The organism is Brevibacillus choshinensis (assembly GCF_016811915.1).
GTDB lineage: Bacteria > Bacillota > Bacilli > Brevibacillales > Brevibacillaceae > Brevibacillus > Brevibacillus choshinensis_A.
In genome coordinates, this window is sequence record NZ_CP069127.1 from 1 (window position 1) to 7500 (window position 7500).

The 7500-nt window shown below is 49.4% G+C and carries 6 protein-coding genes and 9 tRNA genes; all 15 read left to right on the forward strand.

Translation table 11 applies throughout. The annotated features are described in order from the left end of the window. The 15 genes from dnaA (at position 1) to JNE38_RS00075 (ending at position 7487) form a co-directional block, all read left to right on the forward strand. Positions 1–1362, forward strand: a complete 1362-nt coding sequence (gene dnaA / locus JNE38_RS00005) for a chromosomal replication initiator protein DnaA (RefSeq protein ID WP_203354741.1) — start codon at positions 1–3, stop codon at positions 1360–1362. 227 nt (positions 1363–1589) lie between these two features. Beyond that, complete coding sequence (gene dnaN, locus JNE38_RS00010; RefSeq protein ID WP_203354742.1) at positions 1590–2729, forward strand: DNA polymerase III subunit beta; 1140 nt, start codon at positions 1590–1592, stop codon at positions 2727–2729. Between the two features lie 50 nt (positions 2730–2779). Continuing rightward, complete coding sequence (yaaA, locus tag JNE38_RS00015) at positions 2780–2995, forward strand: S4 domain-containing protein YaaA (RefSeq protein WP_203354743.1); 216 nt, start codon at positions 2780–2782, stop codon at positions 2993–2995. Between the two features lie 16 nt (positions 2996–3011). After that, a complete protein-coding gene (gene recF, locus JNE38_RS00020; RefSeq protein WP_203354744.1) occupies positions 3012–4130 on the forward strand; it encodes a DNA replication/repair protein RecF in 1119 nt (372 codons plus the stop codon). Between the two features lie 11 nt (positions 4131–4141). Then, the gene (remB, locus tag JNE38_RS00025; protein ID WP_203354745.1) at positions 4142–4426 is read left to right on the forward strand and encodes an extracellular matrix regulator RemB; all 285 of its coding nucleotides are present in this window, start codon (positions 4142–4144) and stop codon (positions 4424–4426) included. Between the two features lie 3 nt (positions 4427–4429). Next, a complete protein-coding gene (gene gyrB, locus JNE38_RS00030) occupies positions 4430–6355 on the forward strand; it encodes a DNA topoisomerase (ATP-hydrolyzing) subunit B (RefSeq protein WP_203354746.1) in 1926 nt (641 codons plus the stop codon). A gap of 286 nt (positions 6356–6641) precedes the next feature. Continuing rightward, a tRNA-Ile gene (locus tag JNE38_RS00035) sits at positions 6642–6718 on the forward strand. An 18-nt stretch (positions 6719–6736) separates the two neighbouring features. Next, positions 6737–6812 (forward strand) — tRNA-Ala (locus tag JNE38_RS00040). 37 nt (positions 6813–6849) lie between these two features. Beyond that, positions 6850–6925, forward strand: a tRNA-Asn gene (locus JNE38_RS00045). A gap of 5 nt (positions 6926–6930) precedes the next feature. Further along, a tRNA-Thr gene (locus tag JNE38_RS00050) sits at positions 6931–7006 on the forward strand. An 18-nt stretch (positions 7007–7024) separates the two neighbouring features. Beyond that, a tRNA-Glu gene (locus JNE38_RS00055) sits at positions 7025–7101 on the forward strand. 4 nt (positions 7102–7105) lie between these two features. Next, positions 7106–7181, forward strand: a tRNA-Val gene (locus JNE38_RS00060). A 22-nt stretch (positions 7182–7203) separates the two neighbouring features. Next, positions 7204–7280 (forward strand) — tRNA-Asp (locus JNE38_RS00065). Positions 7281–7317: 37 nt separating this feature from the next. Then, positions 7318–7393 (forward strand) — tRNA-Phe (locus tag JNE38_RS00070). 18 nt (positions 7394–7411) lie between these two features. Further along, positions 7412–7487: transfer RNA gene (locus JNE38_RS00075), tRNA-Thr, on the forward strand. The last annotated feature ends 13 nt before the right edge of the window (positions 7488–7500 follow it).

The following is a 7500-nucleotide window of genomic DNA, read 5'->3' on the forward strand; positions in this document are numbered from 1 at the left end:
TTGGATGCAGCGATTAGCGAGCTATGGCGCAAAGTCCTAGCCAAGATAGAAAAATCGCTAAGCAAACCCAGTTTCGATACCTGGCTCAAAGCGACCAAGGCAACCACTTTGGAAGAAGATGCGCTGATCGTCGTGGCGCCAAACGACTTCGCCAGGGATTGGCTCGAAACCAGGTACTCTCAATTGATCACCGATACACTATATGAAGTGACTGGTATCAATATGAAGGTAAAATTCGTCGTCCTGCAAAATCCGGATGCCGCATTTGCCGATGAACAGCCTGTCCCGCGTGTGAAAGCTCCTGCTACGCCTGCGGCAGCAGATGATCAACCACCCAGTATATTGAATCCCAAGTACACCTTTGACACGTTTGTCATCGGCTCGGGGAACCGCTTTGCCCATGCTGCATCGCTTGCAGTTGCGGAGGCTCCCGCGAAAGCTTACAATCCCCTCTTTATTTACGGGGGCGTTGGACTTGGAAAGACTCACTTGATGCACGCGATTGGCCATTATGTAATCCAGCACAATCCATCGGCAAAAGTGGTCTATTTGTCGTCTGAGAAATTTACGAACGAATTCATCAATTCCATCCGGGACAACAAAGCGGTCGAATTCCGCAACAAGTACCGGAGTGTAGATGTTCTTCTGATTGACGACATTCAGTTTCTGGCTGGTAAAGAATCGACGCAGGAAGAGTTTTTTCATACATTTAATGCGCTTCATGAAGAAAGCAAGCAGATCATCATTTCCTCCGACCGGCCTCCAAAGGAGATCCCGACTCTGGAAGATCGGCTTCGCTCCCGCTTTGAATGGGGCCTGATTACGGATATCCAGCCGCCGGATCTCGAGACGCGGATTGCGATTCTGCGAAAAAAGGCGAAAGCGGAGAACCTGGATATTCCTAATGAAGTCATGGCGTATATCGCCAATCAGATCGACAGCAATATTCGCGAGCTGGAAGGCGCTCTGATCCGTGTCGTAGCATACTCTTCCCTGATTAACCGCGATATTGATACGCAATTGGCTGCCGAAGCGCTCAAAGACATCATTCCGTCCTCTCGTCCACGTGTCATTACGATCATGGATATTCAGAGAGCGGTCGGCGAAGCGTTCAGTCTCAAGCTGGAGGATTTCAAGGCCAAAAAGCGGACGAAAACCGTCGCTTTTCCACGCCAAATCGCCATGTATCTGTCCCGCGAGCTGACTGATGCTTCCCTGCCCAAGATTGGTGATGAGTTCGGTGGACGCGACCATACGACCGTCATCCATGCGCATGAGAAAATCTCCCGTGCCTTGGCCAGCGATCCTCAAATGCAGACAACCATTCAATCGCTCATTGAAAAGCTAAAAGCCAATCATTAAACCTGTGCATAACGCAAAAAGCCTATACACAACTTACCCACATGTGTATAGGCTCTCTTTTACGTAATCAGTCCACATATCCACAAATCCACAGGCCCTATTACTACTTCTGTTTAAAAAGATCTATCCTAATAAGATATGATAAAAGCGAAGCCATTATGCATGGCTCATAAAAACTTGGCTGCGCCAGGCTAAAAATAATGGCTAGAGAGAGGGAGGCTACGTTGATGCATATCACCGTTCAACGAGACAAGCTATCTAACGCTGTTTCACATGTCAGCAAAGCGGTTTCCAGTCGAACAACCATTCCGATTTTGACCGGGATTAAGATAAAAACTGATGACGAAGGTTTGACCCTGACGGCAAGCGATTCTGACATTTCCATCGAGGTTCAAATTCCTTTGGAAGAAGCCGGAGAATGGGGTGTAACCATTCATCAGCCAGGCAGCATTGTTCTGACAGCTCGTATTTTCAGCGAAATCGTACGCAAATTGCCTAGCAACGAAATCGATATCAAAGTGGACGAGCGACTGGTGACCCAAATTCGCTCGGGTCAGGCTGAATTCACGATCAACGGAATGGATGCAAGCGAGTATCCTCAATTGCCGCATTTGGAAGAGGACAAAGTATTCAGCGTTCCTTGTGATTTGCTGAAATCCATGATCCGTCAAACCGTTTTCGGTGTATCCACTTCCGAAATGCGTCCGATTTTGACTGGTTTGATGTGGTCTTTGGAGAAAGGCCAGCTGCGTTTTGTCGCCACTGACAGCCATCGCTTGGCCAGTCGCACCTCCATGGTTGAATGCCGTGAAGATTTGTCGTTCCACAATGTAGTTGTACCGGGTAAAAGCTGTAACGAATTGGTCAAAATATTGGATGATGAACAAAATCCTGCAGATATCGTCGTAGCTGACAACCAGATTCTTGTGAAATCCAAGCATATCCTGTTCTACTCCCGCCTTTTGGAAGGAACTTACCCGGACACGACCCGGATCATTCCACAAGGCAGCAAAACGGAAATCACCGTCAGCACCAAAGAGTTTTTGCAGTCCATCGAGCGCGCTTCCTTGCTCTCCCGTGAAGGCAAATCCAATGTGGTGAAGCTGGTTACGCTCCCAGATGGCAGTGTGGAGATTACGTCCAACGCTCCGGAGATCGGGAAAGTAACGGACATTCTGATGCCTAAAGTGATGAATGGCGAAGAGTTGAAGATCTCCTTCAACGCCAAGTACATGATCGATGCGCTGCGTGCGATTGACAGCAGCGAGATCAAAGCAAGCTTCACTGGCCCGATGAGTCCTTTCGTGATTCGCCCGACTGACCACGACTGGATGCTCCATTTGATCCTGCCGGTTCGTACCTACTAAGCGTTTTCTCGTAAAAGAACGCTTTTACGTAAAAGAAAGGGGGCCCTACCATGCGTGAGGTTTCCATCAAGACCGAATACATCGCCCTAGGGCAATTTTTAAAGCTGGCTGACGTGATTGATACAGGTGGCATGGCCAAGGCATTTCTCGCTGAGGTGCCGATTCACATCAATGGTGAATTGGATAATCGTCGCGGCCGCAAGCTGTATCCAGGCGATGAAGTGGCGATTGAAGGTTATGGCCGCTATCAGGTGGTCAGCCGCTGAGAGGAGAGCGTGATTCTTGTTTCTCCAGAACCTTTCGCTAACCAACTATCGCAATTACAAAGCGCTTTCCCTATCCTTTGATGGCCCTATTCAACTGTTCATCGGTAACAATGCGCAGGGAAAAACCAATGTATTGGAGTCCATATACGTACTCGCCCTGGCAAAATCCCATCGCACGCCCCGGGACAAGGAGCTGATAGCGTGGGACGCCGACTATGCAGCCGTCCGTAGTGATGTTCAACGTCGCTACGGATCTGTTCGTTTGGAGCTGCAGTTGACAGCCAAGGGAAAGCGGGCCAAAATCAACGGGATGGAGCAGCAAAAGCTCAGTGCTTACGTGGGTGCATTGAATGTGGTCATGTTTGCTCCGGAGGATCTGTCCATCGTGAAGGGGGCGCCTGCCCAGCGCAGACGTTTTATCGACATGGAGATTGGCCAAGTTTCTCCGACCTATCTGTACTATTTGAGCAATTACAACAAGGTATTGCAGCAGAGAAACCAGCTTTTGAAGGATTTGGCCATGAAAAAAAGCCACTCTCTGGAAATGCTGGCAATTTGGAATACCCAATTAGCCGATTTAGCGGTAAAATTGTTACGGAAGCGTTTTGAGTTCATTCGGAAGCTGGAGACGTGGGCGAGAGAAATCCACACCGGCATTACCGACGGCAGGGAAACGCTCTCTTTGCATTATGAAAATTCTTCACCAGTCACAGAAGAGCTGGAGGCAGAACAGGCAGTAGATTTGCTCCTGGCTGCCTACGAAGGAGTGCGCGACCGGGAAATCATGCGCGGGAGCACACTGATCGGGCCACATCGTGATGACTTTTCACTCAAAGTGAACGGCATGGATGTGCAAACGTATGGTTCGCAGGGGCAGCAACGCACCAGCGCGCTGTCCATCAAATTGGCTGAAATCGAGCTGATTAAAGAAGAAGTGGGCGAGTACCCCGTTCTTTTGTTGGATGATGTCTTGTCAGAGCTGGATGAACATCGGCAAACCTTATTGCTCGAGACCATCCAGGGTCGTGTACAGACGTTTGTAAGCACCACGGGTGTGGAAGGCTTAAAGCATCAGGTTCTCCAGCAAGCCTCACGTTTTTATGTGAAGGAAGGGAGCATATCGGGGGAAAGGTAGGGATAACAGGAATGTTTATACACATTGGTGGGGATACTGTGGTGAGCACGAAGGAAGTCATTTCCATTCTTGATCATCAGACGATGAAATCCTCAAAAATCAACAAAGCTTTCTTGCATGAGAAAAGCAAAACGATTGTGGATCACAGCGAGGAAGAAACGAAGTCCTACGTGATCACCCAGGACGCCATATACTGTTCACCTATTTCTTCTCTGACGCTGAAGCGACGCGCTCAGTTCGTGGACAGCTTGGATCAGGTTCCCTTTGCACAAGCTGAAGTGGAGGAGTTGACTTAAGTAGTGGATCAAGTGACGACGAAAGATACAAACTACGACGCCAGTCAGATTCAGGTACTGGAAGGTTTGGAGGCCGTTCGGAAACGTCCCGGGATGTATATCGGTTCGACCAGTAGCCGCGGTTTGCACCACCTGGTATGGGAGATTGTCGACAACGCGATCGACGAAGCCCTTGCCGGTTATTGTGATAATATTTTGGTAGTCATTCAGCCGGACAATTCCATCGCCGTAACCGATAACGGCCGGGGGATTCCTACGGGCATTCATGAAAAGACCGGGAAATCCACGGTTGAGACGGTACTGACTGTCTTGCATGCCGGCGGTAAGTTCGGCGGTGGCGGATACAAGGTTTCCGGCGGTTTGCACGGAGTTGGTAGCTCGGTTGTAAACGCGCTGTCCGAATGGATGGAAGTCGAAGTCAAGCAAAACGGCAACGTGTACCACATGCGTTTTATCATGGGGGCACCGGAAGCTGATTTGGCGATCGTAGGTGAAACGGAGGAGACCGGTACCAAGGTTACCTTCAAGCCTGACCCGACTATCTTTACCGAAACGACTGTATTTGAGTACGACATTTTGCAAAAGCGGATTCGAGAGCTGGCGTTCCTCAACAAAGGTCTGCGGATTACGCTCCGAGATGCTCGTCCAGGCCAGGAGCGGGAAGAATCGTTCCACTACGAGGGCGGTATCGTCCAATTCGTAGAGTACCTGAACAAAAACAGGGAAGCACTGCATGAAGAAGTCATTTATTGCGAAGGGGAGAAAGAAGGCCTGCTGGTAGAGGTTGCCTTGCAGTACAACGACAGCTACCTCAGCAATATTTATTCCTTTGCCAATAATATCAATACGCATGAAGGCGGTACTCACGAGACAGGCTTCAAGACGGCTTTGACTCGTGTGATTAACGATTATAGCCGCAAGTTCAACTTCTTGAAGGAAAAGGATCAGAATCTGTCTGGTGATGACGTTCGCGAAGGGATTACTGCGATCATTTCCGTCAAAATTCAGGAGCCCCAATTTGAGGGTCAAACCAAAACCAAGCTCGGTAACTCGGAAGCGCGGAGTATTACGGAATCTGTTTTTGGCGATCGTTTCAACACCTTCATGGAGGAGAACCCGGGAATCGCCAAGAAGGTCGTCGAGAAGGCCTTGATGGCTTCTCGTGCTCGTGAAGCAGCGCGTAAGGCACGTGAGATGACCCGACGCAAAAGTGCGTTGGAAGTCAGTGCATTGCCGGGTAAATTGGCAGACTGCTCGTCCAAGGATGCATCTGAATCCGAATTGTTCATCGTAGAGGGTGACTCTGCAGGCGGATCTGCGAAAATGGGCCGTGATCGTCATTTCCAAGCGATCCTGCCGCTGCGCGGTAAAGTCTTGAACGTAGAGAAATCCCGCCTGGACAAAATTTTGGCGAATAACGAGATCCGCGCGATTATCACGGCCCTCGGTACAGGTGTAGGCGAAGACTTTGACATTTCCAAAGCTCGCTATCACAAAGTTGTGATCATGACGGACGCCGACGTGGACGGGTCTCATATCCGTACCCTTTTGCTGACGTTCTTCTATCGCTATATGAGACAGTTGATTGAAGCGGGGTATATTTATATTGCGCAGCCGCCTCTCTACAGCATCAAGCAAGGCAAGCAGTTGCACTACGCTTATACAGACCAGCAGCGCGACGAAATTCTCGCAACGTTGAAAACCATGCCGAAACCGAACATCCAGCGCTACAAAGGGTTGGGTGAGATGAACGCTGATCAATTGTGGGAGACGACGATGGATCCCAGCATGCGTACCCTTCTGCAAGTAAATCTGGAAGACATCATGGAGTCGGACAGTGTGTTTGAGACATTGATGGGTGATGAAGTAGAGCCGCGCAGAGAGTTTATTGAACAATTCGCTGCTACAGTGCGTGATCTGGATATTTAATTAAAGAGTGAATGGGTCATTGTGGTAAGGGACTCAGCTATTCGCTAGCGGTGTATTCTTATACATTTGCGGATAGCTGAGTTTTTTATTCTGTTTTGGAAGATCCCCCTATTCAATTGGTGTGATCTGTGATCTAATTAAACAGATGGGCTTTTATATGAAACACACAAAAAATGATTGTTTTCAGACCAGAATAGGCAAGTTTTTTTAGAAAGAGAGAAAAAAATCACTTTTTCTATTGCATTCAGTGAAAATATATGCTAGATTAAAGATCCAGAAGGAACACGGGCCTATAGCTCAGTTGGTTAGAGCGCACGCCTGATAAGCGTGAGGTCGGCTGTTCGAGTCAGCCTAGGCCCACCATTATATTTGTTTTTTTACGGGGCTGTAGCTCAGTTGGGAGAGCGCCTGCCTTGCAAGCAGGAGGTCATCGGTTCGATCCCGTTCAGCTCCACCATTTATCTCCTTAGGCCTCGGCCTGGAAATCGAAATATTCCTCGGTAGCTCAGTTGGTAGAGCAATCGGCTGTTAACCGATCGGTCGGCGGTTCGAGTCCGTCCCGAGGAGCCATTTTCGCTCCTGTAGCTCAGTCGGTAGAGCGTTTCCATGGTAAGGAAGAGGTCGCAGGTTCGATTCCTGTCGGGAGCACCATTCGCACAACATACATATGGCCCGTTGGTGAAGCGGTTTAACACAGCAGCCTTTCACGCTGTCATACAGGGGTTCGAATCCCCTACGGGTCACCATCATGGAGGCTTAGCTCAGCTGGGAGAGCATCTGCCTTACAAGCAGAGGGTCGGCGGTTCGATCCCGTCAGCCTCCACCACTTTTAAAAAAGAAATAATCATGGAGCTGTGGTGAAGTTGGAGTTCACGCCGGTCTGTCACACCGGAGGTCGCGGGTTCGAGTCCCGTCAGCTCCGCCATTACTACTCAAGCAATGGTGGATCACAAAATGCTTGAGGCTCGGTAGCTCAGTCGGTAGAGCAGAGGACTGAAAATCCTCGTGTCGGCGGTTCGATTCCGTCCCGAGCCACCATTCATCACTTTCATAAATGCCGGTATAGCTCAATTGGTAGAGCACCTGACTTGTAATCAGGGGGTTGTGGGTTCAAGTCCTATTGCCGGCACCACCTTATAAATCTG

What these genes read in the sequence shown, in the direction of transcription:
- dnaN (WP_203354742.1), top strand. Translation starts at nt 1,590, where the DNA reads ATGCATATCACCGTTCAACGAGACAAGCTATCTAACGCTGTTTCACAT.
- yaaA (WP_203354743.1), top strand. Translation starts at nt 2,780, where the DNA reads ATGCGTGAGGTTTCCATCAAGACCGAATACATCGCCCTAGGGCAATTT.
- remB (WP_203354745.1), top strand. Translation starts at nt 4,142, where the DNA reads ATGTTTATACACATTGGTGGGGATACTGTGGTGAGCACGAAGGAAGTC.